Origin of the sequence: Hyalangium versicolor, assembly GCF_020103695.1 — a bacterium.
In the GTDB taxonomy this organism is placed as follows: Bacteria; Myxococcota; Myxococcia; order Myxococcales; family Myxococcaceae; genus Hyalangium; species Hyalangium versicolor.
In genome coordinates this window covers 148629-173037 of the sequence record NZ_JAHXBF010000014.1, presented here as the reverse complement: position 1 = coordinate 173037, position 24409 = coordinate 148629, and the positions used below count along the sequence as shown (strand labels likewise).

Here is a 24409-nt window from a genome sequence, read left to right as displayed (position 1 = left end):
GAGTCCGGGATGAATTCCCCAGGGCTCACGACCTTTCGCTTTTTCTGGCTTCGAGTTGCCCGGTAGCCATCACTTCGGGCGGCGGAGCCCTGCTCGCGGGCCCCTGCACCTGACACGAAGCGTTGCAAGCCCTGCTCAGCGGGGTGATCTCCATGCGACACTGGCGCGGGGTCCAGGAGTCGAGCGATGCACAAACTGCGGTTCACATGGGACCAGGAGGGGCACGTCCAAGCCCTCGGGGAGCCGCCAGACGACGTCCTTGCCCATTACCTGTCCGAGGAGGTTCGCAACGATCCGCGCCGGTGCAAGCGGTTGCTCGACATCATCCGAGCGCTGCGCCGGGGCAGCCACTCGTCGTGGCTGGCGGACGGGGAGTCCTGGAGCGTGAAGCTGAGCCGGGGGCGGGCCATCATCGAGAGCGAGATCGCCGTCCCCGGCCGGGTGCGTGAGGTGACGCTGGAGGAGTTCGAGGAGATGGTCGAGTCCTGGCTCCGTTTCCTGGAGACGGTGCGTTAGGGCGTCGTGCCGGAAGCCGTGCGGCCGTGCGCCTCTTTGCCCTTGGCGGCCTCATCCGAGCGCGCCTTGAGGAACGAGGCCAGCACGGAGCCGCCGATGAGCAGGGCGATGACGCCGAGGGACACGGCGGCGGGCACCTTCACGAAGTCCACCAGGGTCATCTTCGCGCCGACGAACACGAGCACGGCGGACAGGCCGATCTTCAGGTAGCTGAACTTCTCCACCATGCCGGCGACCAGGAAGAACAGGGAGCGCAGGCCGAGGATGGCGAAGATGTTGGAGGTGAAGACGAGGAACGGGTCCTGGGTGACGGCGAAGATGGCGGGGATGGAGTCGAGGGCGAAGATGACGTCCGTCACCTCGACGAGGAGCAGGGCCATGAGCAGCGGGGTGGCCAGCCAGCGGCCATTGTCCCGGGTGAAGAAGTGGTGGCCGTGGAACTGGCTGGTGGAGGGGATGACGCGGCGGGCCCAGCGCATGGCGGCGCTGTTCTCCGGATGCTCTTCCTTGTTGCGGTTGAGGAAGAGCTTCACGCCCGTGAAGATGAGGAACGCGCCGAAGACGTAGATGAGCCAGTGGAAGCGCTGGAGCATCGCCACGCCGGCGAAGATCATGATCGCGCGGAGCACCAGCGCGCTGAGGATGCCCCAGAAGAGCACCCGGTGCTGGTAGATGGCGGGGATCCGCAGCGACGAGAAGACGATGACGAAGACGAAGATGTTGTCGATCGAGAGTGATTTCTCGATCAGGTAGCCGGTGAGGAACTGCACGCCCGGCTCGGTGCCGAAGTGCCACCAGATTCCCAGGTTGAAGAGCAGGGCGAGCGACACCCAGACGCCGCTCCAGACGAGCGCCTCCTTGAAGCGCACCTCATGGGATTGGCGGTGGAACACGCCCAGGTCCAGGGCAAGCATGGCGAGGACGAAGGCGATGAACCCCGCCCAGAGCAATGGGCTGCCAACACTCTGAATTTCCATGGTCGATGCGTCTCCGGATACGGGGGCCAGTCAACGGGGCACCGTTGAAAGGTGAGGGCCAACCTTGGAAATAGGAACCGGCTGAATATTCGGCAAATAGGAAATTTGGCTGGATTACATCGGAAAAACCGAATGATTGCTCGGAGATGACAAGCAGGCGGGGAGCCTGCTTCGCTAGGCCGCCATGTCGTCGAGTCCTTCGCCGTCGGCGTTGATGTCCCTGGCCCCAGACGAGGTCCACGTCTGGATCGTGGAACCCGAGCAGATTTCCGAGCCTCGGCTGCTCGAGGCGTACCTGGGGCTGCTGAACCCCGAGGAGCGTGAGAAGCAGCGAAGGTTCCACTTCGAAAAGCACCGCAGGCAGTACCTGGTCTCACATGCGCTGGTACGGCTGACGTTGAGCCGGTACGCGCCCGTGGCGCCGGAGGCGTGGTCCTTCCGCACCAACGAGTACGGCCGGCCGGAGGTGCACGGAGAGGGGTTACCGAGGCTCCACTTCAATCTCTCCCATACGGACGGGATGGCGGTGGTGGCGGTGGCGCATGGGGCGGAGGTGGGCGTGGATGTGGAGGATGCGCTGCGCCCGGGCGAGACGGTGAGCCTGGCGGACCACTACTTCGCGCCCTCCGAGGCGCAGGCGCTCCGAGCGCTGCCGGTGGAGCGCCAGCAGGAGCGCTTCTTCGAGTACTGGACCCTGAAGGAGGCGTACATCAAGGCGCGAGGGATGGGACTCTCGCTGCCGCTGGCGCATTTCGCGTTCGAGTTGCGGCCCGGGCGGCTTCCGACGATCTCCTTCGATCCTCGGTTGCGAGACGAGCCTGAGCGGTGGCAGTTCGTCCAGCTTCGGCCCTCGGCGCGGCACCAGGCGGCGTTGGCGGTGTGCCGGCCTCGGGGACAGTCACTCCAAGTGCGGTGCCAGCGCGTGGTGCCCCTCGGACTGGAGGAGCCGGCGGAGGTGATGGAGGCTCGGGACTGAGGGAGGGCTCACCGAACGGAATGCACATCGGCGAGGGAGGTAAGGGCTCTCTTCCTTGGCAGGGCTTGGACATGATCGCTGGGATCTGGGTGAATCCCCAGCCTCTTTTCCGTGATTGAGGCTCGGCCATGTTGATCCTGGCAGTCGTCAGCGGTGCGCTCTTTCTCCTCTCGTTCTGGGACGGGGCCAATCGGTGGAATGCGGCAGGTCTGTTCGCTGGGGTGCTGCTGGGCGTTGCGAGCACGATGTTGGGAATGCTGCAGACGTTCGTCGACCGAAGCGAGCCCACCCTGAGCCCGCCCGTTTCGAGCGCCACCGGCCGCCCGGCTCCCGCTGTCCTTCGGCAGGTGGGGCGGCTCGGCGGAGTCTACCGGAAGCCGGTTTTCGTCAAGCCTCAGCGCCTCGCGGGCCGGCATCTCCCGGAGCCTATTCGCGCCTTCTTGTATGACATCCGGTGGCCGGACGCGCGCTTCCGGGGAGGCGACCTGATGCGCGACATCTCCCAGCTGAAGTTCATGCCGACGCCTCTGTCGAAAGCGGAGGAGTTCGGCGCGGCCATGCTGGGCGAGGGCGGCGCGTGGCTGGTCATCCGACTGGATTCTCCGGAGCCGAGCGACCCCCTGGTCTTCATTCGGGAAGGCCAGGAGGACCGGGAGCAGGTGCCGCTCTCGACGCTGCTCGCGCTGCTGGTGCCTGACGAGCGCGAGGTCAGCTCGGGTTCTCGGGGATGAACCAGCCCACGGGAGGAGTCGGAGACCAGTTGCCTTGGGCATCCGCCTCGAGCGAGTTGATGCCGCGCTGGGTCACTCCGCTCTCGTCCGAGACCTTCGTGGTGATGTAGGGCTTGGAGGGATCGCCAGTGGCAATGGCTGCATGGCCAGTCTGGACGTAGTTACCGTTGGTGTCTGGGTACCCTCCCTTGTCCCAGAGGACGATGGCGCCTGGGGGAGGCGGTTCGCTCATGGGATGGAGCCTGCCCTCGCTCTGCAGGGTGGCGATCACGTCCTTGGGAGTCTGGGAGTAGGTGAGCGCCGGATCCTTGATGCCGGTGGCCTGCGCGACGTCGGAGACGAACGGCAGGCACCTGTAGTCCCACGTGGTGTCTGGGGGGGCTTCGGTATTGAGACGGCCCTGGGCCTCCGTGAACATGGCTGCGGCGGTCTCCGCGGGAGTGCCTGCCGTCACGGGCACGGAGGTGACCGGGGTCGGAGTGGTCACGGGGGTGGTGTTGCCTGTGGATGGCGTGGTGCCTGTGGTGCTGGGAGAGGGAGGGCCCTTCTTCTCGACGTATTGAGCATCGGCGCTGACCCAGCCTTCGATGGGCTGACCGTTGGGTTGCAGCGGAGGGCTTCGGACATAGGTCCAGTTCTTCCCGTCGTCTGGGGGAGTCACGCCCGGCGGAGGAGGCTGGACGACCAGCACGGTACCGGCAGGGATTTTGCCCAACCATGTCTGATCAGACACCTGGGGGTTGGAGCGGATGTTGAGGCCGCCGGAGACGGTAACGGTGAGGTAGCCCAGCTCGCCCAGCGTCCCGGGGGCGGGCCCATCGGCCACGTTGCGGCCCGCCACGGCGCTCAATCCTGCCTCCTTCAGGGCCTGATCGCGCTGGGCTCCGGGAGGCAGTGAGAGCACACGTGACAGCGTCTCCTGCGGCACCGAGACGGGTGACTGGTACTGCGGATTGGCCTGCTGCCATGCCTGCATGCTCGAGTAGTTCTGCGTGGGGCGGTTGGGATCCGTCACCGAGCCGTCCGGGTGCTGCACCACCGCGTGGCCCACGCTGTCGCGCTTGTCGCTGAAGAGCACCACACTGTCGCCGGGCCGGGCCAGGGTGGCGGCCTTCTCCAGACAGTTGCTTCGTCCGTCTCCCAGGCGCTCGGTGCGCAGGGAGCTGGCCTGCGGAGTCTGCACGGGTGGGGGAGGGGGTGGAACGTTCAGCGCCACGGGGGCGCGGCGTCCAGACTCGAAGCTCGAGGCGCCGTTCTGGAAGGAAGAAGAAGGCTGGGGCTGCTCGGCCTTTTGCTGCACCTTCTGTGGCTCCGAGCGAACCTCGGCCGGCCTGGAGAAGGAAGAACCCCCGATTCTCATGCTCATGCTGTCCCCCCTGCGGATGCTCCACCACTGGAGCAGGCAGGCATTGAATCACTCGAAGGTGAGGTAGCCTGCTGGGGAGAACCCGATGAGGACACCTACCGAGATGTCGTCTGATCAGGGCTTGCTGCGCCCATGCTCCTCCCCGCACCGTGTGCGGACCCGCGTCGCCGCGCTCGTGCTCGTGTTCCTCAGTGCGTGCGGGGGCTGCCGAGCCTCGGACGCCGAACGAGCTGCGAAGGAGCGGGCAGAGATCGAGAAGCGCATTCGAGACTCCGTGACGCTCGTGCCCTACCGTGCCCTCAAGCTGACGATACGGGCGCAGGGTGAACCGAACGCGCCGGAAGAGATCGCGCTGCTCTGGAAGGCACTGGCCGAGACGCGTGCGCTGCCCGAGAAGCCACTGACGGATGAGGAGACCCGGCGTGCGGCCCAGAGCTACCTCGACCTGGGCATCGCGTTCTACAAGGCGCGCAAGACGCTGCAGAAGCGCGACGAGGACGAGTTCCCCCTGATCTGGTCGAAGTGGATGCCGAATCAGTCGCCACTGTTGCCGGGTTACGACGCAGGACAGGAACACGCCCTCATGGCAAGCATCTGGATCGTGCTGGACAGCGCCGACCGGGGCAACCGGCTGCCCGCCTCGGAGCTGGTGTTCTACGAGCTGTCGCGTGCGACGCCCCAGCCCTCATGGTCGCCCGTGCTGCGCGTGGCCGTCCGAGCCAACCGGGGCTTGTCATTCTGCGAGGCGGGGTATCACTACGCGGCCGAGGAGGAGCTGAATGCCTTTCTCTCCGAGGCGGAGGCGATTCCGGCGGAAGATTTTCCCGCGGTCCGAGGGGCCACCCGAGAGCAGTCGCGAGAGACGCTGCTCGCCGCGGGCTACTTCCTGCGGGCCTGGAACCGCATGGGGCTCAAGCGGGAGCGTGCCGCCGAGGAGGACATCGAGAGGGGCCTGAGTTCGCTGGAGAAGCTGGGAGTGGAGAACGAGTTGACGTGGTGGGGCTGGGCCTTCATCCACTTCCGGCGCGAGCGTTATGAAGAGTCGGCGAAGTACCTCGACAAGCTGGCGGGCAGTTCCTACCTCGGCGAGAAGGAGCGCGAGGAGATGCGAGCCAGCGCCGAGGAGATGCGTCGGCACGGGGATTCGCTGCCCGTGTTACAGCAACAACGTGCAGCGGTGATTCTGGGGCAGGCGCTGATCGCGCGGGCGGGTGGGGTAGAGAACATCCTTGTCACCGTGCTAGGGCCGGAGAAGGCGAAGCAGATCTACGCCCCCATTGTCTGGATGGACCGGGTGCGCCAGGGTGTTGGGGAGATCACTCCCGAGAAGGTTTCGCACGAGGCCGACGGCCTGCTGGACAGAGTCCGCGAGACGGGGGGCAAGGGTTTGGACGCACTCAAGCGGCGGCTGGGGAGTGATGCGGGAGTCACGGCGGAGTCCAGCCAGCAGTGACCCGAGGAGTAGAACGTTGTCTCCGAGACGCTGACATGCCAGAGCCCCGTGGTAGCGGACAGGGCTCGGTTGTGGAGATCTGGCTTTCGTTGCGCCGATCGGTCGACCTGCTATAAACCGCCCGTCATCTGGCCCCGTAGCTCAGTTGGATAGAGCGGCGGTTTCCTAAACCGCAGGCCACAGGTTCGATTCCTGTCGGGGTCACTTCGTTTTCTCCTGCGGCGTGACTGATGCTCGCGAATCTCCACAACGCGGACATCCCGCGCCCGGTCCTTGATGTCCTCCGCCGTCTCCGCGAGCTGGGCTTCGCCGTCTTCCTCGTCGGCGGCTGCGTCCGCGACATGGTCCGAGGCGTCCCTCCCAAGGACTTCGATGTGACCACCAGCGCGCACCCTCACGAGGTCCAGGGCGCGTTCAAGAAGGTCATTCCCACCGGCATCCAGCACGGCACCGTCACCGTCCTCAGTGGTGGCACCCACGTGGAGGTCACCACCTTCCGCAGCGAGGGCGACTATCACGACGGCCGCCGCCCCAGCTCCGTCAAGTTCGAGAGCGACATCACCGAGGATCTCTCGCGCCGCGACTTCACCATCAATGCGATGGCCTACGATCCCCTCAGCAAGGAGCTCGTCGACCCGTTCGGCGGACAGGCGGATCTCCAGGCCCACGTCATCCGGTGTGTCCGCGACCCCCACGAGCGCTTCTCCGAGGACGGTCTGCGTCCCATGCGGGCCGTGCGCTTTGCTGCCGTGCTCGGCTTCACGCTCGAGCCCGCCACCCGAGCCGCCATTCCTCCCACGCTCCCCGTGTTCCGCAAGGTCGCCCTCGAGCGTGTCCGCGAGGAGTTCGTCAAGCTGCTCCTCTCCCCACGCGCTGAGTCCGGTCTCGTGCTGCTCTCGGAGACGGGACTCCTGGAGGTCTTCCTCCCCGAGTTGGCGCGAGCGGATGCCGATGCCGCACGTCAGGCCCGTGCCGCAGCCCATGTGGCTCCCGCAGAGGTGGAACTCCGGCTCGCCGCACTACTGGCCGATCTCGTCACTGGTCCTCAAGCTCGTGACATCGGCATCCGGCTGAAGTTCCCCAACAAGGTCGCCGATACGGTGGGGCTCCTCGTGGAGCACGCTGCCCTGGAGAAGCGCACAGCAGACTCCGCTCCCGCGCTCCGGCGCCTGCTCGCCCGGCTAGGGCTCGAGTATGTCGAGCCCCTGCTCTCGGTCGCCCACGCCCGTATCCAGGTGCGTGCACCGGAACGGCTCCCCGACTTCCTGCGGCTCCAGGAGCGGCTTCGGACCCTGGCCGCTGCGAGGCCTCCGCTCAGTGCCAAGGAACTCGCGCTCACGGGCGGGGACATCATGGCCACGCTGGGTGTCGGGCCCTCGAAGGTGGTCGGAGAGGCCACCCGGTATCTCCTCGAGTCCGTACTCGACGATCCCTCCCTCAACCAATCCGAGAGGTTGAAGGAACTGCTGCGTTCCTGGCAGGCAGGGAAGGGCCGCTGAGCCCACCCTGGCCCCGAGGATCCGTGTTCTCCTCTTCCCGGAGGAGCACAGTGGCGCTAAACCCTCTTTCCAGCCCTCTCTTCAGAGAGGTGCGGGTGTGCGCTCTGTCTGGAAGCCTTCGAGGCTCTCGTCGAAGCCTCGCAACCGGATGGGCCGGTGTGTAGGAAGGACGTCATGCGAGTCGTCGTTGCCATGAGCGGTGGAGTGGACTCCTCGGCCGCCGCCGCGCTCCTCAAGGAGCAGGGTCACGAGGTGATCGGCATCACCCTGCGGGTCTGGTCCTATGAGGGCAAGGCCCAGTGCGGCAGTTGCTGCAGTCCCGATGATATCGATGACGCGCGCGCCGTCGCCCAGACACTCGGCATTCCCTTCTACGTTGCCAACGCCGAGGAGATCTTCAAGGACCGCGTCATCAACCCCTTTGTTCAGTCCTACCTCGGTGGCCGCACCCCCATCCCCTGCGTGGGCTGCAACCGGGACGTGAAGTTCAACTTCCTCCTCAAGCGTGCACGTGCGCTTGGCGCCCGATTGGCCACCGGCCATTACGCCCAGGTGGAGCAGCAGGGCGAGCGCTTCGTACTCCGCCGAGCGCGTGATCTCGCCAAGGACCAGAGCTACTTCCTCTTCACGCTTGGCCAGAACGAGCTGTCCGACGTCCTCTTCCCCGTCGGTGACATGACCAAGGCCGAGGTCCGCGCCGTCGCCGAGCGCCACTCCCTGCCCACCAGCCACAAGCCCGAGAGCATGGAGATCTGCTTCGTGCCGGATGGTGACTACGCAGGCTTCGTGGAGAAAGTGGCTGGGCCGCAGCCTGCTGGAGAGATCGTCGACACCGAGGGCCAGGTGCTCGGCAGCCACAATGGGATCCACCGGTTCACCGTCGGCCAGCGCCGCGGCCTGAACCTCGGAGGAGGGGAGGCCCGTTACGTCCAGCGCATTGAGCCCGAGACCCACCGTGTCGTCGTCGGCTCCGCTGCCGCCTCCGGGAGGGACTCGTTCGGGTTGCTCCAGCCGCACTGGGTAGATGCGCCTCCGCCGCCGGAGCAGACCGTCGAGGTCCGCATCCGCCACCGTCACGCGGGCGCTCCGGGTCGCGTGGAGATCTCTCCTCACGGGTTGGTCTCCGTGAAGCTCGATGAGCCGGCTCGCGCCGTCACTCCCGGCCAGGCCGCCGTGGTCTACGATCGAGACCGCGTGCTCGGCGGAGGCTGGATCGTCTGATCCGGCAGGAGGTGAGCATGGCGCGTCGACCCGTCCTTCTCGTGATCGCGGTGCTCGCACTCGCCGGAGGTTGCAAGAAGCCATCGGACAAGCCCATCGCGGGACTGCACGCCGCGGGGGCCCCTGTGCTGCGTGTCGTCGGCAAGGACAAGCGCCCCATCCCCGTGGGCTCGCACCTCCGCGCGGATGAGCACATCCTCGCCACGGGCCCCGCGCTCCTCGAGTTCTTCGGCGGGGGCTTGCGCTTCCTCGACAACGGGGACGAGCTCGACGTGGGCGATGCGGATGAGGCGAAGCTGCTCGGGTCCAACCTCCCCACCCGGCGGTGGACCGAGGGCATCTTCCAGGAAATCCCTCCCGCGCAGCGGCTCGTGGCGGCGCGCTACACCAACGTCGAGATCACCCCGCCCAAGGCCAACACCCAACTCACCACGAGCGACTACTTCAAGGCCTTCTTCACTCCCAACGGCATGGAGAAGCTCACCTCGGGTCCCCGGCCCGACGGCCCCTCCAAGCCGCTGCCCGCGCCTCCCTTTCGCCCCAAGGTCCCGTACATCCATGCGGGGCCGCTCGGAGATGACGGGATCACGGTCGAGGTGACCGACGGCTTCGCGGTCGCCGAGACAGATGATCTCACCACCGCGGTGCTGCTCGAGGACCGACAGATTCCGCTCGGGCGCACCGTGCGCCTCATCCTCCCCGATGACGCCGAGGTGATGATCCACACGGCCGCGGGCAACGCCCTGAAGATCGAGGGCCCCATGGATCTGCGCCTGCGCTGATCCGCCGTGGGGCGCGGAGTCGTGTCACCCCGGGTTTGTAGAGTGGGGGAACATGACCAAGAGCCAGCTCGTCGAACGCATCGCGCAGAAGGCGCCTCAGCTCCATCCTCGGCAGATCGAGGCGGTCGTCAACGCCATCTTCGAACAGATGACCCAGGCCCTGAAGGCTGGAGAGCGCATCGAGCTGCGCGGGTTCGGCTGCTTCTGTCTCAAGGCTCGCCCCGCCCGGATCGGCCGCAACCCCAAGACGGGGGCTCCCGTGGCGCTTTCGCGCAGGTTCGCCGTGTCGTTCGCCGCCGGCAAGGAACTGCGTGAGCGCATCAACCGCGCCCTTCCAGCTCCAGAGCCTGTCTCGCGCCTCCCCCTCCGTTTGCCTTCCACCTCCGTGATGGGGGCCTCGGCGCTCAATACGCACCCGGGCGTAACGGGTGGGGAGGCTCCGCGAATTTGACCGACCCGGAGGTGGAGCGTACCTTCCGAACCGTTGGCGCTACAGGCCGCAACACGGGATCAGCCCGGCCGATCGCCAGCGCACGAGGAACGCCACGACCATGCGGGATACTCATCGGATGAAGGAGAAGTTCGACGTCTCCCTCGACAACCGGCAGATCGTCAGCCTGTTGATCGCCGGGATCGTCGTGATGGGTGCCGTCTTCGTGCTCGGCGTCGTCGTGGGCAAGAAGCTCGCTGGCAACGCCCAGGCCTCCGAGGCGCCCGACCTGCTCTCGGCGCTCGACGCCAATGCCCAGGCGCTCCAGGAGGTCCAGAAGGAGCCTCCGCTCACGTTCCAGGACGAGCTGACCCGCAAGTCCGCCACGCCCGCTGAGCCCGAGCCCAAGCCCGCAAAGGCTCCCGCGCCGAAGCCCGCCGCAGCGGCCGCTGCTCCCGCCGCTGCTCCGGCGGCGAAGCCTACGGCCACGGCCGCCGCTCCCACGCCTCCAGCCCCGAAGCCTGCTCCCGCTGCCGAGAAGCCCGCGGACAAGCCCGCCGGCAACTCCGAGATTGCTCTCAACCCCGCGGATGAAGAGCTCGCCGCGCTCGCCGCGGTGAAGCGCCCGCAGCCCGCGGCCCCTGCCGCCGCTGAGAAGCCCGCTCCCGCCGAGAAGCCTGCTCCCACCGCCGCCGCCGCCGCCGCTTCCAAGCCTGCTCCCGGTCCGGCGGCCGAGGAGTCCGTTCCCACCCGGACGACCACTCCGCCGCCGAGCGGGGGCCTGAAGGAGGCCATTGCCCGGGCCACGCAGCGTCCCGCGGAGGCCGCTCCTGGAGGCGCTTTCACGCTCCAGCTCTCCGCCTTCCAGACCAAGGCGGAGGCTGATCGCTTCGCCGCCCGGTTGCGCGACAGGGGCTATGCCCCCTATATCGTCGCCGCCGAGGTGCCCCACAAGGGCACATGGTACCGTGTCCGCATGGGCAGCTTTCCTTCCAAGGATGCTGCAACGCGGTACCTGGCGGACTTCAAGCGTGAAACCCAGCTCGATGCGTTCGTGGCCGGAGCGAACTAGAGCGGGACAGGAAGAACGAGAAGCGACATGACAGCGACGAGGCGGGTGGAGAAGCCCTGGGGCCATGAGCTGATCTGGGCTCACACCGAGCGCTACGTAGGCAAGCTCCTGCACGTGAAGCAGGGGCACAAGCTCAGCTTGCAGTACCACAACAAGAAGGACGAGACGATCCACGTCCAGAGCGGCAAGCTGCTCTTCGTCGTCGACGAGGGCCAGGGGCTCATCGAGAAGGAGATGAATCCCGGAGACAGCTACCACATCAAGCCGCTCATGAAGCACCGCATGGTCGCCCTCACCGACTGCGACATCCTCGAGGTCAGCACCCCCGAGCTCGATGACGTCGTCCGGCTCGAGGATTCGTACGGCCGCGTCGGCACCAGCAAGCCGTAGCCACAGCCCGGTGCGCAGGCCCTCCCGTTGTTCGGAGTGGGGGAGGGCCCTCGCGACCTACTGAGCGTTGGGGTTCTTCGTCCAGCGATCCACGTTCCCGTCGCTGTCCAGGTCATCGCCAATCCGATCCACCTGGCCGTTCTCCCAGTACTCCCAGTTGTCCACCTTGCCGTCGCCGTTCGTGTCGCGCTCCTTGCGGGCCAGCTTTCCCTTCTCGTAGTAGAGCCACACGTCCGTGCGGCCGTTGCCGTCCACGTCCCGCTCGGTGCGCACGTTCACGCCCTTCTCGTACAGCAGCGTCGAGTCCACCTTGCCGTCGAAGTCCTGGTCCATCGTCTCGCGGACCTTCTCCTCGCGCTCGTTGAAGTACTGGGTGATGTCCACCCGGCCGTCCCCGTTGAAGTCGATCTCCTTGCGCACCTTGCGCTCGCGCGGCTGCCCGTCCGGACCCTTGTCCTCCACCGTGTACAGCCACACATCCGGCTTGTAGTCCCGGTTGAGATCCAGCTCCTTCACCTTCTCGTTCTTGTCCCGCGGCGGCCGGATCGACTCGCGCGCGGTGGGCTGGTTTCCGATCGGTTCGGCCTCCGTCGCAGGCCGTTTTCCGGCCTTGTCCCCCGAGCACCCAGCCAGCACGGCGAGTGCCCAGAGGCTCGCGTAAGCCCACGATTTCATTGATGACATGCCTGCTCCCGGAGGGCTCGATCGGCCCACCCACGGGGGGCGCAGCCGTTTCCTTCACGGGCCACGTCATTCCATATATTTTCACATATCGCCATGGCTCGAAAGAAGATCAGCACCACCATCTACATCACCCCCGAGCAGAACGAGCGCCTCAAGGCGTTGAACCAGAAGACCAAGGTGCCCGTGGCCGAGTACATCCGGCAGGGGATCGATCTGGTGCTCGACAAGTACAAGGCGCAGCTGCCCGGCCAGGCCACGTTCGACGAGCTCACGGAGTAAGGGGCGGGTGACAGGAATGCGAGGCAAGCGGGCGGCGGTGCTCGGCGGAGCGGGCTTCGTAGGATCCCACCTGTGCGAGCGGTTGCTGGACGACGGTGCTGCGGTCGTCGCGGTGGACAACTTCATCACGGGAGCGGACGAGAACCTGCGCACCCTGCGCGGGCGGCAAGGGTTCGAGTTCCTCAAGCAAGACATCGTGGAGGGGCTCTCCGTCGCGGGCCCCCTGGATTACGTCTTCAATCTGGCCTCTCCGGCCTCTCCCATCGACTACGCCCAGTTGCCGCTCGAGACGCTCCGGGTGGGCTCGATCGGCACGGAGAACGGCCTGCGGCTGGCCGAAGCCAAGGGGGCCGTGTTCCTCATGGCCTCCACCTCGGAGGTGTATGGCGATCCGCTCGTGCACCCTCAGCACGAGGGCTACTACGGCAACGTCAACCCCATTGGCCCGCGCTCGGTGTACGACGAGGCCAAGCGCTACGCGGAGGCCATCACTTCTGCCTACGGGCGCGTGCGCGGAGTGAAGACGCGCATCGTCCGCATCTTCAACACCTACGGGCCGCGGATGCGCCTCAATGACGGACGCGTCGTGCCCGCCTTCGTCAGCCAGGCCCTGCGCGGCGAGGACTTCTCCGTCTTCGGCGATGGCACGCAGACGCGCTCGTTCTGCTACGTGAAGGATCTGGTGGACGGGCTGGTGCGGCTCGCCCAGTCCGATGTGACGGATCCGGTGAACATCGGAAACCCTCGGGAGATGACCATCCTCCAGTTCGCCGAGGCCGTGCGCGCCATCGCGGGCGGGGGAGGGAAGATCATCCACCGCCCGTTGCCCCAGAACGATCCCAAGCAGCGCCAGCCAGACATCTCCCGGGCCCGCACCCTGCTGGGGTGGGAGCCGAGAGTGCCCCTGGAGGAAGGTCTTCGGGAGACCATTTCCTACTTCCGCGCCATTGCCCGCCCACCCGGCGGTCCTTAAGTTGGCGACGATTCTGGACTTTTGAGAGCCACGGGCGGTGGCGGGAGTGTCAGCGTGAAAGTGCTGGTGACGGGAGGTGCGGGTTTCATCGGATCCCACGTGTGCGATGAGTTCCTGCGCGCGGGACACGAGGTGGTCGCCCTCGACAACCTGTCGAGTGGTCGACGGGAGAACCTGGACCCTCGCGTGAAGCTGGCGGTGCTGGATATCCGCAGCCCCGAGGCCGCTGAGCTCATCCGCTCCGAGCGCCCACAGGCCATCTGCCACCTGGCCGCGCAGATGGACGTGCGTCGCAGCGTGGAGGATCCCCGCTTCGACGCCGACGCCAACATCCTGGGCTTCCTCAATCTCCTGGAGGCCGCGCGCACCGCCGGCGTGAAGAAGGTCATCTTCAGTTCCACCGGCGGCGCCATCTACGGCGAGCAGGACATCTTCCCCGCGCCCGAGTCCCATCCGACGCGCCCCGTGTCTCCGTACGGTGTGTCCAAGGCTTCGGGCGAGCTCTACCTGGGCTACTACAAGGCCCAATACGGGCTGGACTACGTGGCCCTGCGCTACGCCAACGTCTACGGTCCCCGGCAGAATCCGCACGGCGAGGCTGGCGTGGTGGCCATCTTCGCCCAGCGCCTCGTCGCCGGCCGCGAGTGCACCATCTTCGGTGACGGCGGGCAGACGCGCGACTTCGTCTTCGGGCCGGATGTGGCCCGGGCCAACCTGCTGGCCTTCGAGAAGGACTACGTGGGCGCGATCAACATCGGCACCGGCATCGAGACGGACATCAACCGCCTCTACGCCCTGCTGGCCGAGGGCGCTGGCTCCACCACTCCCGTCACCCACGCTCCGGGCAAGCCGGGCGAGCAGCGCCGCTCGTGCATCACTCCGGCGCTCGCGCAGAAGGTGCTCGGCTGGCGGCCGACCGTGGCCCTGGCCGACGGGCTCCGCAAGACGGTGGAGTACTTCCGCGCCAAGGCCCGTGAGCCTTCCCGGGCGGCCGGGTAGGGCGTCTGGCTACGCCGCAGCGAGCCAAGTGCCCGACATGACAGGCACTCCGCTGACTGGAAGTCTGGTCAGCGGACGCGCGGATGCATGGATTTTGTACGGGTTCAGTGTTACTGACGCGCGCTTCGACGCACACCGAAGAGCCCTGAATCCATGCCGGCCGAGAACGCCCACATCCGCAACTTCTGCATCATCGCCCATATCGACCATGGCAAGTCGACGCTGGCCGACCGTCTCCTCGAGAAGACGGGGACGCTGAGCAAGCGAGAGGCCCAGGCCCAGTTCCTGGACAACATGGACATCGAGCGGGAGCGGGGCATCACCATCAAGGCCCAGTCCGTTCGGATGAACTACACGGCCAAGGACGGCAAGCAGTACGTCCTCAACCTCATCGACACCCCGGGACACGTGGACTTCGCCTACGAAGTCTCCCGCTCGCTGGCCGCGTGCGAGGGCTGCCTCCTCGTGGTGGACGCCAGCCAGGGCGTCGAGGCCCAGACGCTCGCCAACGTCTACATGGCCCTGGACCACAACCTCGAGATCATCCCGGTCATCAACAAGATCGACCTGCCCAGCGCCGACGTGGCGCGCACCCGGGCCGAGATCGAGGACGTGATCGGCATCGACGCCTCGGTGGCCGTGCCTGCCTCCGCCAAGGAGGGCATCGGCATCGAGGACATCCTCGAGGCGGTGGTGCAGCGCATCCCTTCGCCCAGGGGCGAGCCGAGCGCTCCCCTCAAGGCCCTCATCTTCGATAGCTGGTACGACAACTACCGCGGCGTCGTGACGCTGGTGCGCGTGCTGGAGGGCGTGCTCAAGCTCAAGCAGAAGATCAAGCTGTGGAGCAACAACAAGGTCTTCGAGGTGCAGGAGCTGGGTGTGTTCAACCCCTTCTCCCGGCCGGTGCCCCAGTTGATGGCCGGTGAAGTGGGCGTGCTGGTGGCCAACGTCAAGGAGCTGCAGGACGCCAAGGTCGGTGACACCGTCACCGAGGAGGCGCGCCCCACGGATGCTCCCTTCCCGGGCTTCAAGGAAGTGAAGCCCATGGTGTTCAGCGGCATCTTCCCGGTGGACTCCGCGGAGTACGAGAACCTGCGCGACGCGCTGGCCAAGCTCACGCTCAACGACTCGGCCTTCACCTATGAGCCCGAGTCCTCCACGGCGCTGGGCTTCGGGTTCCGCTGCGGCTACCTGGGCCTGCTCCACATGGAGATCGTCCAGGAGCGCCTCGAGCGCGAGTACAACCTGAATCTCATCACCACCGCGCCCTCGGTGGTGTACCGCATCACCACCAGCAAGGGTGAGACGCTCCTCATCGACAACCCGGCCAAGCTGCCGCCGGTGCAGAACATCGAGAAGTTCGAAGAGCCCATGCTCACCTGCCACATCCACGTGCCCAACGAGCACCTGGGGGCCATCCTCAAGCTCTGTCAGGATCGGCGCGGCGTCCAGAAGGACATGAAGTATCTGGGCTCCAGTGGCCAGCGCGTGCAGGTGACGTACGAGATGCCCTTGGCCGAGGTGGTGTTCGACTTCTTCGACAAGCTCAAGAGCGTGTCGCGCGGCTACGCCAGCCTCGACTATGAGCTGGCAGGCTACGTCGAGGCCGATCTGGCCCGGCTGGACATCCTCATCAATGGCGATCCCGTGGACGCGCTCAGCGTGATCGTCCACCGCGAGCGCGCATACATCCGCGGCCGCGAGGTGTGCCAGAAGCTCAAGGAAGTCATCCCCAAGCAGATGTACGAGGTGGCCATCCAGGCGGCCATCGGCGCGAAGATCATCGCCCGTGAGACGATCTCCGCCATGCGCAAGAACGTGCTCGCCAAGTGCTACGGCGGTGATATCAGCCGCAAGCGCAAGCTCCTGGAGAAGCAGAAGGAGGGCAAGAAGCGCATGAAGCAGGTGGGCACGGTGGAGATCCCCCAGGAGGCCTTCCTGGCGGTGCTGAAGACGGAGGAGTAGATGACCGCCGCGTCCACGCCGATCAAGCTGGGAGAGGCGATCACCGCCCGCCGCACCCCGGAGCAGCTCCGGGCCCGGCGGCTGCTGGCCTGGCGGCAACTGCTCACCAGCCTCTGGGCTCCGCTGACGCTCGTCGGGATCATGTTCATCCCGTACCTGTTCGTCATCGAGAGCTCTCCGGCCGCCGCCAGCTGGGCCAAGCCCGCCATGCAGTTCTTCGGCGCGGCCATGTTCTTCTACTGGGTAGCGCTGCTCGGCTGGCGCCTGTCCTCCAAGCGCGAGCAGGCGCTGCGCAAGTGTCGCCACGAGGCGCGCGAGCTGTTCCACGAGGCCGAGCGCATCTTCGCGCGCGTGCCCGGCAAGCTCCTGGATGGCACCACCGAGCGCATCGCTGAGCAGGCCATGCGGGTGGAGGACGCCTCCCTGGCCGCGGACGTGCCCCGGCTGGAGAAGGAAGTCAAAGCACTCGACAAGCTCCACGAGGAGCTGCTGGGTGCCTACCGCAAGCAGTCCGGCTGGGAGACGGTGTCCGGCTTCGTGAAGGCGCTGCTCATCGCGCTGCTCATCCGCACCATCTTCATCGAGCCGTACCGCATCCCCTCGGGCTCCATGCTCCCCACGCTGGAGATCGGTGACCAGGTCTTCGTCAACAAGTTCATCTACGGGGTGCGCATCCCGTTCATGAACAAGGTCCCGTTCCAGATCGTCCGGGCGCCGGCTCGCGGGGACGTGATCGTCTTCAACAACCCCATCGAGACGGACAAGGACTTCATCAAGCGCATCGTCGGCATCCCCGGCGACCGCATCGAGCTCGTCAACGAGCAGGTCTACGTCAACGGTGTGCCGCAGCGCCGCGACCTCGTGTCCAAGGACTTCATCGTCCACAACCTGGAGGGAGGGCAGTGGGCCGATGACGAGGTGGTCTACTACCGGGAGACCCTGGACGGCGTGAACCACGCGGTGCTCCAGAGTCCGCGCCCCGTCACCCCGCGCAACGAGGGCCCGTTCATCGTCCCCGAGGGTCACGTCTTCGTCATGGGCGACAACCGCGACAACAGCTCCGACAGTCGCGTCGGCTTCGTCGGCCAGGGTCACCCGCCGGCCTACGTCCCCTACGGCAACATCAAGGGCAAGGCCATGGTGGTGTGGTTGTCCCTGGGTTACGGAGGCGTGTTGAGTGGCCTCTTCGACGGAACCGGCCTGCGACTCGACCGGTTCTTCGAGCCTGTTCGGTGAGAAAGCCGCTGATGCTTGACCCTCCGCGTCGGCACTGCTAGGGCGCAGCCCCGGCTCTATGCGACACCTGCTCGGAATCGACGGCTGGCGGCGGGAGGAGATCGAGACGCTGCTCGATCGGGCTGAGGCCCATCTACCGGGCGGCTCGGCCAGCTCCTCCATTCTTCAGGGCAAGGTGGTGGCCAACCTCTTCTTCGAGGACTCCACCCGCACCCGTACTTCCTTCGAGATCGCCGCCAAGTCACTCGGCGCCCAGGTGCTCAACTGGACGGCTCAGGGATCCTCGGTGTCCAAGGGAGAGACGCTCCTGGACACCGTGCGGAACATCGAGGCCACTGGTCCCGTGGCGCTCGTCATCCGCCACCGCTCCTCGGGTGCTCCGCACCTGGCCGCGCGCCACGTGCGCTGCGCCGTCATCAACGCCGGGGATGGCACCCACGAGCACCCTTCGCAGGCCTTGCTGGATGCCTTCACGCTGCGCCGGCACTGGGGCCCGCTGGATGGCCGCACCGTGCTCATCGTCGGGGACATCCTCCACAGCCGCGTGGCGCGCTCGAACATCCTGTGCCTCACGGCGCTCGGGGCCCGCGTGGTCGTGTGTGGCCCGCCCACGCTGCTGCCCGTGGGCTTGAAGGACATGGGCGCGGAGGTGACGACGAAGCTGGACGAGGCACTGCCTCACGCGGACGCGGTGATGTGTCTGCGGCTCCAGGTCGAGCGTCAGACGGAGTCTTTCTTTCCCTCCACGCGCGAGTTCGCCCGGCTCTTCGGGCTCAACCCGGCCCGCTCTGACCGGATGAAGCCTGGGGCGCTGATCATGCACCCGGGCCCCATCAATCGCGGTGTGGAGCTGGCGCCCGCGGTGGCGGACGGGGCTCGCAGCGTCATCCTGGAGCAGGTGGCCAACGGGGTCGCCGTGCGCCGGGCCATCCTGGAGGTGTGCTCGTGAGCGGCCTGGTGCTCTTCCGCCGTGGCCGGGTCATCGATCCGCGCAACGGCGTCGACGGTGTGCGCGATGTGCTCGTCCGGGACGGGAAGGTGGCCCAGGTCTCCGAGGCCCCGCTCCAGGTTTCCGGTGCGCAGGTGGTGGAGGCTCAGGGCCGCTGGGTGTTGCCGGGCTTCATCGATCTGCATGTGCACCTGCGCGAGCCGGGCGAGGAGGGGAAGGAGACCATCCTCACCGGGTGCCGCGCCGCCGTGGCGGGAGGCTTCACTGGGGTGGTGGCCATGCCCAACACCAAGATCGTCAATGACAGCGCGCTGGTGACGGAGTTGGTGCTTTCCCGCGCTCGCAGCGCTGGGCTCTGCCACGTCTACCCCGCGGGAGCCATCACCAAGGGCCTCAAGGGCGAGGAGCTCGCCGAGATGGGCGAGCTGGTCTCCGCCGGCTGCGTCTGCATCACCGACGACGGGCGCCCCGTCATGAATGCCGCCCTCATGCGGCGCTCGCTCCAGTACGCCACGCTCTTCGACATCCCCGTCATGGTCCACGAGGAGGACCTCACGCTCTCGGGCAAGGGCGCGATGACGGAGGGCCCCACGGCCACGCGGCTCGGGTTGCTGCCCATTCCTCCCTCCGCTGAGGTCGCGATGGTGGCGCGGGACATCGTCCTGCTCGAGGAGACGGGAGGGCGCCTGCACATCGCGCACCTCTCCTGCGAGGGCAGCGTGCGTCTGGTCCGCGAGGCCAAGAAGCGCGGCCTGCGCGTCACCGCAGAGGCCACGCCGCACCACTTCACGATCGATGACACGGCGGTGGCCCAGTACGACACCCACGCCAAGATGAACCCACCGCTGCGCCTGCGCCGCGACGTGGAAGCTCTTCGCGAGGCCCTGGCCGACGGCACGATTGACGCCATCGCCACGGACCACGCCCCGCACGGGGTGCTCGACAAGCAGGTGGAGTTCGAGAAGGGCATCAACGGCGTGGTCGGCCTGGAGACGGCGCTCGGCTTGACGTTGGCCCTGGTCCACGACGGCGTGCTCAGCCCGAGCAAGGCCGTGGAGTTGCTCACGGATGGCCCGGCCAGAGCATTCGGCCTGCCGGGCGGCCACCTGGCGGCTGGGGCTCCGGCGGACGTCGTGCTCGTCGACCCGGAGACGGAGTGGGCGGTGGACGCGGAGCGGTTCTTCTCCAAGAGTCGGAATACCCCCTTCAACGGACGATTGCTCAAGGGGCGCGTCACCCAGACCTGGGTGGGCGGAAGGCTCGTTTTCTCGGACGGTCAGATCAAGGAGGCCCGGTGATGAAGCGGGCAGTGCTCGCGCTGGCGGATGGCACCATCTTCGAGGGGCGCTCCTTTGGCGCCACGGGTGAGATGGTCGGCGAAGTCGTCTTCAACACGTCGATGTTCGGCTACCAGGAGATCCTCACGGATCCCTCGTACGTGGGGCAGATCGTCACCATGGCGTACCCCGAGATGGGGAACATCGGTGCGAACCCCGAGGACGAGGAGTCCGTCCACCCGCACGCGGTGGGCATGGTGGTGCGCTCCTACACCCCGCAACCCTCCAACTGGCGCTCCAAGGAGTCGCTGGATGCGTACCTGAAGCGCCACAACGTGGGCGGCATCGAGGGGCTCGACACCCGGCGGCTCGTGCGCCACCTGCGCACGCACGGCGCGCAGATGGGCGTCATCTCCAGCGAGAACCACTCCACCGCGGCCCTCGTCGAGCGCGCCAAGAACGCGCACGGCATGGAGGGCCTGGACCTGGCCACCGGCGTCTCCACGAAGCAAGCCTACGCCTTCACCACTCCGTCCCCGGACGTGTTCGGTGGCACGAAGCCCGCGCCGCAGATGCGCTTCGACGTGGTGGCCTACGACTACGGCCTCAAGCGCTCCATGCTCCAGTTCCTCGTGGACGAGGGCATGCGCGTCACCGTGGTCCCCGCCAACACGTCCGCTGACGAGGTGCTCGCGCGCAAGCCGCACGGCGTCTTCCTCGCCAACGGCCCGGGCGATCCGGCCGCCGTGAAGGGCGCGGACAAGACGGTGGCCTCGCTGCTCGGCAAGGTGCCCATCTTCGGCATCTGCCTGGGGCACCAGATCCTCGCGCTCGCGCTGGGTGGCCGCACGTACAAGATGAAGTTCGGCCACCGCGGCGCCAACCAACCCGTGAAGGATCTGACAACCGGGAAGGTGGAGATCACCGCGCAGAACCACGGCTTCGCCGTGGACGATGCCAGCCTCAAGGGCCGGGCCGTGGTCACCCACATCAACCTGAATGATGGCACGGTGGAGGGGTTGTCCATTCCCGACGCTCGGGCCTTCAGCGTCCAGTACCACCCAGAGTCTTCTCCCGGCCCTCACGACGCGCGCTATCTCTTCAAGCGTTTCGCCCGGCTGATGGCAGAGTAGGATCTCCGCGCCCCATGGACGCTCCTTCCGCCTCACCGCTGTCGTATCAGCCGTACCTGGACCAGCTCATCGCCTTCGGGAGCCAGGAGCCGCGCAAGGCGGACCTCCTCGAGGCCAAGGCGGAGTACTTCCGCCTCACCGGCGAGGTGTTCGAGGACGACAAGATCTTCGAGCTCCGCATGGCGTCCTTCCTGGACTACTACCTCTACGATCGCGTCTCGCCGTTCACCGGGAAGACGCCGGCCACCGAGCTCTACGAGCAGCGGCTGCAGTCCGCGCCCCCCGAGGAGGCCAACGCCTTCCGCAGCTTCACGGAGACGGTGCACGGGCTGTTCGAGGTCCGCAAGCTGGGCAAGGGCGTCATCCGCCTGCGCGAGCTGTTCTCTGGCAAGGACTTCGACGTCACCGAGCGGCGCACCATCGCCGGCCTGGAGTCCGGGGACGTCATCGAGGCGCGGCTGATTCCCTTCGGAGGGCACCTGCTGTTCTCGGCGGCCTTCTGCTACCACCCGAAGGTGGCGGTGAAGGCCATCAAGGCCGAGGTGAAGCGGCGCAAGAAGAAGGAGCCGGACCGCCCCGCCAAGGAGCTGGTCTGGGACTGCGCGATGCGGGCGCTCAAGGTCGAGCGCTACCGGCAGATCGCCGTCGAGAAGCTCTACGACTTCCAGAATAAGACGTTGTGATGCAGCGGTGGCCACGGGAACAGCTCCCGTGGCCCTCGGTCAGATGCGGTGGATCGACATCATGTTCGTCCGCCCGGGCTCGTTCAGCGGCACCCCGGCGACGATGATCACGGGCTGTCCCACCTTGCAGAGGCCCTCTTCGCGGCACAGCCGGCGCACCTGCTTGAGCATCGCATCCGTGCTCTGCAGCCGCCCCACCTGCAGTCCCTTCACGCCCCAGTAGAGCGCCATCCGGTTCACCATCTCCGGGTTGGGCGTCAGGCCGATGATCTGCGCCCGGGGGCGGAACTCGGAGATGAGCCGCGCGGTATGGCCTCGCTCGGTGTAGGTGATGATGGTGTCGATGCCGAGTTGCTCGGCCGCCGCCACCGCCGCCGCCGCCACGCCCGTGGACAAATCCTCCTTGCGCTCGAGCAGCAACGAGGGCCGCAGGCTGGAGGCTGACCCTCGCTCGGTCTCCTCCACGATGCGCGCCATGGTGGCCGCCGCGTCGATGGGGTAGCGCCCCGCAGCCGTCTCGCCCGACAGCATTACCGCATCCGCGCCGTCCAGGATCGCGTTGGCCACGTCCGAGACCTCGGCACGCGTGGGGCGGGGGTTGCCCACCATGCTCTCCAGCATCTCCGTGGCGACGATGACCAGGCCGCCCATGCGGTTGACCTCGGCCACCGCTCGCTTCTGGATGCCCGGCAATTGCTCCAGGGGCATCTCCACGCCCAGGTCCCCGCGGGCGATCATCACCCCGTCCGCCACGGAGGCGATGGCCTCCAGGTTCTCCACCGCCTGAGGCTTCTCGATCTTCGCGATGAGGGGCGTGTTGCGCTTGGCCACGTGCTCGCGCGCCTCCTTGATGTCGGCCGCCGAGCGCACGAACGAGAGCGCCACGTAGTCCACGCCCAGCTCCTGGCCGAACGCCAGGTCCGCCGCGTCCTTCTCCGTGATGGTGGGCACCGAGATCGCCGCGCCCGGGAGGTTGAGCCCCTTGTGGTCCTTCAGCAGCCCGCCCACCTCCACCTTCGCGGTGACATCCCGCCCTGATACGCGCAGCACCCGCAGTCGCACGCGCCCGTCATCCAGCAGGATGGCATCCCCGCGCTTCACATCCTTCGGCAGCGAGCGCACGGGCGTCGGGATGATCGTCCCCTGGCCCAGGACGGCGCGAGTCGTCACCGTGACCGTCTGCCCCGTCTTCACGACGAGCTGGCCGCCCTCGAAGTTGCCCAGGCGGATCTTCGGCCCCTGCACGTCCTGGAGGACGGCGACGGGAATCCCGAGCTTGCGGGACACCTTGCGAATCGTGTTCACCCGTCTGCGGTGATCCTCTTGCGTCCCGTGGGAGAAGTTGAGCCGCGCCACGTTCATGCCGGCCCGGATGAGCCCTTCGATGACCTCCGAAGTGTCCGAAGCAGGGCCCAACGTGCAGATGATTTTCGCCTTGTGCATGGGCGGCTCATCCTAGGCGGGGGGAGGGTCCCTTGACAGCCACGATCCTCCGAGGCGAATGTGTTGCCCGCGCGGCACAAGAAAGCCCGGCTACCCTGGGAGGGGGGGCCGGGCTTTCACGTGTCGAGCCGCTCGGATGGCGCCGGCTAGAGGCTGATCTCCTTGTGCCGGGTCGGGTGGCCCATGGGGACGGGCTCCGCCTCGGACTCGGTCTCGGCCGGACCACTGCCGCCCACGCCCGGGCCCTCGTTACCGTGCAGCGCGTCGATGTCATCGCGGTTGATGCCGGCCTGCGTCAGCACCTTGCGCGTGACGCGGATGCGGGCGTTGCCGTCCAGCGCCATGGCGATGGAGTCCGCGGGGCGAGCATCCAGCTCCAGGCGCTTCTTGCCCTGCTGGAGGAACACGCGGCCGGTGTAGATGTCGCCTCGCAGGTCGTCGATGCGGACCTCGGTGACGTGGGCGCCCAGCTTCACCACCACGTCGTCCAGCAGATCCTGGGCGAGCGGCTGCGGGGGCTCCATGTGAGCCAGACGGAAGGCGATGGCCACGGCCGCCGCCTCGTCCACGAAGACGGGCAGGACGATCGTGCCGTCCGCCGTGGTCAGCACGACGGCGTGCGTCTGCGCCTCTTCCAGCGGGACGACGTCCCGGACGATGAGCTCGATGAGCTCCTTGCACGCGGCGGGATCGCCGCCTTCCTCCGTGACGCAGGGTTCAGGACCGACAGCAGCCAGGGGCCGAGGCGCAGCAAACGCCGGCTGGGCCGAGAATGCGGGGAGGAACAACAACCCCACCAGCGCCAGCACGACGGCGGAGATGGGAGCAAGAAAGAGACCGGCGCGGTTCGGTGTTTTCACTCACCAAACGTACGCACCGGGTCGTAGACGGCGAGGCCTGGGAATATGCCCGGCCGCTCGACGGCCACTTAGCCAGCCCCCCGGGCAGGAGGGCAGGCAGGCAGACGCGGCGCTCAGCGCTCGTCGTCCTCGTCCTCGTCGTAGTCCTCGTCGTCCTCGACGTCCTCGTCCTCGTCCTCGTCGAGATCGTCATCGTCCTCTTCGGACTCGTCGTCCTCCTCGTCGTCGTCCTCCTCCTCGAGTTCGTCCTCGAGGTCCTCGGACTCGAGCGTCATGCTGACGGAGAACTTCTTGCTCATCACGGCGATCTGAGCGCGCATCTCCGTAAGCGCCGCGACGAAGTCCTCGGAGAGGTTGGCGGGAGCCTTCGCGTCGCAGTGGGGGCAGACCAGCTTCTCGGTGCCCTCGATGAGATCCTGCGCGTCCAACTCGAAGCTCGCCTCGCACTTCTGACAGGTGAAGTCGATGCTCATGGTCGCTGCGCGGAATACATAGCCCCCCAGTCACCTGTCAAC

General features: G+C 66.9%; 25 protein-coding genes and 1 tRNA gene. 20 read left to right on the top strand and 6 right to left on the bottom strand.

Annotated features, from left to right (window positions below):
• The first annotated feature begins 186 nt into the window (after positions 1-186).
• Positions 187-516: a YacL family protein gene (locus KY501_RS28165; RefSeq protein ID WP_224366555.1), complete on the top strand. Its 330-nt coding sequence runs from the start codon at positions 187-189 to the stop codon at positions 514-516.
• Here the strand turns inward: KY501_RS28165 and KY501_RS28160 are convergent.
• A complete protein-coding gene (locus KY501_RS28160) occupies positions 513-1493 on the bottom strand; it encodes a TerC family protein (protein WP_224366554.1) in 981 nt (326 codons plus the stop codon). The genes KY501_RS28165 and KY501_RS28160 overlap by 4 nt on opposite strands.
• A gap of 184 nt (positions 1494-1677) precedes the next feature.
• Between KY501_RS28160 and KY501_RS28155 the strand changes: the two genes are divergently transcribed.
• Together KY501_RS28155 and KY501_RS28150 are read left to right on the top strand one after the other, a co-directional pair.
• On the top strand, positions 1678-2469 hold the full coding sequence (locus tag KY501_RS28155; RefSeq protein ID WP_224366553.1) for a 4'-phosphopantetheinyl transferase family protein: 792 nt from the start codon (positions 1678-1680) through the stop codon (positions 2467-2469).
• A 128-nt stretch (positions 2470-2597) separates the two neighbouring features.
• Positions 2598-3200 (top strand): hypothetical protein, encoded by a 603-nt coding sequence (locus KY501_RS28150; RefSeq protein ID WP_224366552.1) that lies wholly within the window; start codon positions 2598-2600, stop codon positions 3198-3200.
• On the opposite strand, the gene KY501_RS28145 is transcribed toward KY501_RS28150, so the two are convergent.
• On the bottom strand, positions 3178-4566 hold the full coding sequence (locus tag KY501_RS28145) for a hypothetical protein (protein ID WP_224366551.1): 1389 nt from the start codon (positions 4564-4566) through the stop codon (positions 3178-3180). The genes KY501_RS28150 and KY501_RS28145 overlap by 23 nt on opposite strands.
• Before the next feature lie 85 nt (positions 4567-4651).
• Here KY501_RS28145 and KY501_RS28140 point away from each other — a divergent pair, with 85 nt between their 5' ends.
• From KY501_RS28140 to KY501_RS28105, 8 genes are all read left to right on the top strand, one after another.
• Positions 4652-6019, top strand: coding sequence for a hypothetical protein (locus tag KY501_RS28140; protein WP_224366550.1), 1368 nt, complete (start codon positions 4652-4654; stop codon positions 6017-6019).
• Between the two features lie 130 nt (positions 6020-6149).
• Positions 6150-6223, top strand: a tRNA-Arg gene (locus tag KY501_RS28135).
• Positions 6224-6249: 26 nt separating this feature from the next.
• Positions 6250-7518: a CCA tRNA nucleotidyltransferase gene (locus tag KY501_RS28130; RefSeq protein WP_224366549.1), complete on the top strand. Its 1269-nt coding sequence runs from the start codon at positions 6250-6252 to the stop codon at positions 7516-7518.
• A gap of 174 nt (positions 7519-7692) precedes the next feature.
• Positions 7693-8739 carry a tRNA 2-thiouridine(34) synthase MnmA gene (mnmA, locus tag KY501_RS28125; RefSeq protein ID WP_224366548.1) on the top strand — a complete coding sequence of 349 codons (1047 nt, stop codon included), beginning with the start codon at positions 7693-7695 and terminating at the stop codon, positions 8737-8739.
• Positions 8740-8756: 17 nt separating this feature from the next.
• Complete coding sequence (locus KY501_RS28120; RefSeq protein WP_224366547.1) at positions 8757-9521, top strand: hypothetical protein; 765 nt, start codon at positions 8757-8759, stop codon at positions 9519-9521.
• Positions 9522-9573: 52 nt separating this feature from the next.
• A complete protein-coding gene (locus KY501_RS28115) occupies positions 9574-9972 on the top strand; it encodes an integration host factor subunit beta (protein WP_373691647.1) in 399 nt (132 codons plus the stop codon).
• Positions 9973-10072: 100 nt separating this feature from the next.
• Positions 10073-11023 (top strand): SPOR domain-containing protein, encoded by a 951-nt coding sequence (locus tag KY501_RS28110; RefSeq protein WP_224366546.1) that lies wholly within the window; start codon positions 10073-10075, stop codon positions 11021-11023.
• Between the two features lie 27 nt (positions 11024-11050).
• Positions 11051-11413 carry a cupin domain-containing protein gene (locus tag KY501_RS28105; protein ID WP_224366545.1) on the top strand — a complete coding sequence of 121 codons (363 nt, stop codon included), beginning with the start codon at positions 11051-11053 and terminating at the stop codon, positions 11411-11413.
• Positions 11414-11470: 57 nt separating this feature from the next.
• Here the strand turns inward: KY501_RS28105 and KY501_RS28100 are convergent, their stop codons facing one another.
• Positions 11471-12088 carry a hypothetical protein gene (locus tag KY501_RS28100; protein ID WP_224366544.1) on the bottom strand — a complete coding sequence of 206 codons (618 nt, stop codon included), beginning with the start codon at positions 12086-12088 and terminating at the stop codon, positions 11471-11473.
• 102 nt (positions 12089-12190) lie between these two features.
• Between KY501_RS28100 and KY501_RS28095 the strand changes: the two genes are divergently transcribed.
• The 9 genes from KY501_RS28095 to KY501_RS28055 all read left to right on the top strand — a co-directional run bounded on the left by KY501_RS28095 (position 12191) and on the right by KY501_RS28055 (position 21591).
• A complete protein-coding gene (locus KY501_RS28095) occupies positions 12191-12376 on the top strand; it encodes a ribbon-helix-helix domain-containing protein (RefSeq protein ID WP_224246170.1) in 186 nt (61 codons plus the stop codon).
• Positions 12377-12392: 16 nt separating this feature from the next.
• Positions 12393-13349: a UDP-glucuronic acid decarboxylase family protein gene (locus KY501_RS28090; RefSeq protein ID WP_224366543.1), complete on the top strand. Its 957-nt coding sequence runs from the start codon at positions 12393-12395 to the stop codon at positions 13347-13349.
• Between the two features lie 54 nt (positions 13350-13403).
• Positions 13404-14348 carry an NAD-dependent epimerase/dehydratase family protein gene (locus tag KY501_RS28085; RefSeq protein ID WP_224366542.1) on the top strand — a complete coding sequence of 315 codons (945 nt, stop codon included), beginning with the start codon at positions 13404-13406 and terminating at the stop codon, positions 14346-14348.
• A gap of 153 nt (positions 14349-14501) precedes the next feature.
• Positions 14502-16313, top strand: coding sequence for a translation elongation factor 4 (lepA, locus tag KY501_RS28080; RefSeq protein ID WP_224366541.1), 1812 nt, complete (start codon positions 14502-14504; stop codon positions 16311-16313).
• Positions 16314-17549, top strand: coding sequence for a signal peptidase I (gene lepB / locus KY501_RS28075; RefSeq protein WP_224366540.1), 1236 nt, complete (start codon positions 16314-16316; stop codon positions 17547-17549).
• Positions 17550-17607: 58 nt separating this feature from the next.
• Positions 17608-18498, top strand: coding sequence for an aspartate carbamoyltransferase catalytic subunit (locus KY501_RS28070; protein ID WP_224366539.1), 891 nt, complete (start codon positions 17608-17610; stop codon positions 18496-18498).
• A complete protein-coding gene (locus KY501_RS28065) occupies positions 18495-19796 on the top strand; it encodes a dihydroorotase (RefSeq protein WP_224366538.1) in 1302 nt (433 codons plus the stop codon). Before KY501_RS28070 ends, KY501_RS28065 begins: the two co-directional genes overlap by 4 nt.
• Positions 19796-20908, top strand: coding sequence for a glutamine-hydrolyzing carbamoyl-phosphate synthase small subunit (gene carA / locus KY501_RS28060; RefSeq protein ID WP_224366537.1), 1113 nt, complete (start codon positions 19796-19798; stop codon positions 20906-20908). Before KY501_RS28065 ends, carA begins: the two co-directional genes overlap by 1 nt.
• Before the next feature lie 14 nt (positions 20909-20922).
• On the top strand, positions 20923-21591 hold the full coding sequence (locus tag KY501_RS28055) for a DUF7986 domain-containing protein (protein WP_224366536.1): 669 nt from the start codon (positions 20923-20925) through the stop codon (positions 21589-21591).
• Positions 21592-21630: 39 nt separating this feature from the next.
• On the opposite strand, the gene pyk is transcribed toward KY501_RS28055, so the two are convergent.
• The 3 genes from pyk to KY501_RS28040 all read right to left on the bottom strand — a co-directional run bounded on the left by pyk (position 21631) and on the right by KY501_RS28040 (position 24367).
• The gene (gene pyk / locus KY501_RS28050) at positions 21631-23034 is read right to left on the bottom strand and encodes a pyruvate kinase (RefSeq protein ID WP_224366535.1); all 1404 of its coding nucleotides are present in this window, start codon (positions 23032-23034) and stop codon (positions 21631-21633) included.
• 146 nt (positions 23035-23180) lie between these two features.
• The gene (locus KY501_RS28045; RefSeq protein ID WP_224366534.1) at positions 23181-23894 is read right to left on the bottom strand and encodes a bifunctional nuclease family protein; all 714 of its coding nucleotides are present in this window, start codon (positions 23892-23894) and stop codon (positions 23181-23183) included.
• 113 nt (positions 23895-24007) lie between these two features.
• The gene (locus KY501_RS28040; RefSeq protein ID WP_224366533.1) at positions 24008-24367 is read right to left on the bottom strand and encodes a hypothetical protein; all 360 of its coding nucleotides are present in this window, start codon (positions 24365-24367) and stop codon (positions 24008-24010) included.
• Positions 24368-24409: the final 42 nt, after the last annotated feature.

Coding starts and splice junctions, on each gene's coding strand:
- mnmA (WP_224366548.1), top strand. CDS start 7,693: ATGCGAGTCGTCGTTGCCATGAGCGGTGGAGTGGACTCCTCGGCCGCC.
- KY501_RS28160 (WP_224366554.1), bottom strand. CDS start 1,493: ATGGAAATTCAGAGTGTTGGCAGCCCATTGCTCTGGGCGGGGTTCATC.
- KY501_RS28100 (WP_224366544.1), bottom strand. CDS start 12,088: ATGAAATCGTGGGCTTACGCGAGCCTCTGGGCACTCGCCGTGCTGGCT.
- KY501_RS28110 (WP_224366546.1), top strand. CDS start 10,073: ATGCGGGATACTCATCGGATGAAGGAGAAGTTCGACGTCTCCCTCGAC.
- KY501_RS28155 (WP_224366553.1), top strand. CDS start 1,678: ATGTCGTCGAGTCCTTCGCCGTCGGCGTTGATGTCCCTGGCCCCAGAC.
- KY501_RS28055 (WP_224366536.1), top strand. CDS start 20,923: ATGGACGCTCCTTCCGCCTCACCGCTGTCGTATCAGCCGTACCTGGAC.
- KY501_RS28115 (WP_373691647.1), top strand. CDS start 9,574: ATGACCAAGAGCCAGCTCGTCGAACGCATCGCGCAGAAGGCGCCTCAG.
- KY501_RS28130 (WP_224366549.1), top strand. CDS start 6,250: ATGCTCGCGAATCTCCACAACGCGGACATCCCGCGCCCGGTCCTTGAT.
- KY501_RS28090 (WP_224366543.1), top strand. CDS start 12,393: ATGCGAGGCAAGCGGGCGGCGGTGCTCGGCGGAGCGGGCTTCGTAGGA.
- pyk (WP_224366535.1), bottom strand. CDS start 23,034: ATGCACAAGGCGAAAATCATCTGCACGTTGGGCCCTGCTTCGGACACT.
- lepA (WP_224366541.1), top strand. CDS start 14,502: ATGCCGGCCGAGAACGCCCACATCCGCAACTTCTGCATCATCGCCCAT.
- KY501_RS28140 (WP_224366550.1), top strand. CDS start 4,652: ATGAGGACACCTACCGAGATGTCGTCTGATCAGGGCTTGCTGCGCCCA.
- KY501_RS28095 (WP_224246170.1), top strand. CDS start 12,191: ATGGCTCGAAAGAAGATCAGCACCACCATCTACATCACCCCCGAGCAG.
- KY501_RS28165 (WP_224366555.1), top strand. CDS start 187: ATGCACAAACTGCGGTTCACATGGGACCAGGAGGGGCACGTCCAAGCC.
- lepB (WP_224366540.1), top strand. CDS start 16,314: ATGACCGCCGCGTCCACGCCGATCAAGCTGGGAGAGGCGATCACCGCC.
- KY501_RS28145 (WP_224366551.1), bottom strand. CDS start 4,566: ATGAGCATGAGAATCGGGGGTTCTTCCTTCTCCAGGCCGGCCGAGGTT.
- KY501_RS28105 (WP_224366545.1), top strand. CDS start 11,051: ATGACAGCGACGAGGCGGGTGGAGAAGCCCTGGGGCCATGAGCTGATC.
- carA (WP_224366537.1), top strand. CDS start 19,796: ATGAAGCGGGCAGTGCTCGCGCTGGCGGATGGCACCATCTTCGAGGGG.
- KY501_RS28150 (WP_224366552.1), top strand. CDS start 2,598: ATGTTGATCCTGGCAGTCGTCAGCGGTGCGCTCTTTCTCCTCTCGTTC.
- KY501_RS28070 (WP_224366539.1), top strand. CDS start 17,608: ATGCGACACCTGCTCGGAATCGACGGCTGGCGGCGGGAGGAGATCGAG.
- KY501_RS28040 (WP_224366533.1), bottom strand. CDS start 24,367: ATGAGCATCGACTTCACCTGTCAGAAGTGCGAGGCGAGCTTCGAGTTG.
- KY501_RS28120 (WP_224366547.1), top strand. CDS start 8,757: ATGGCGCGTCGACCCGTCCTTCTCGTGATCGCGGTGCTCGCACTCGCC.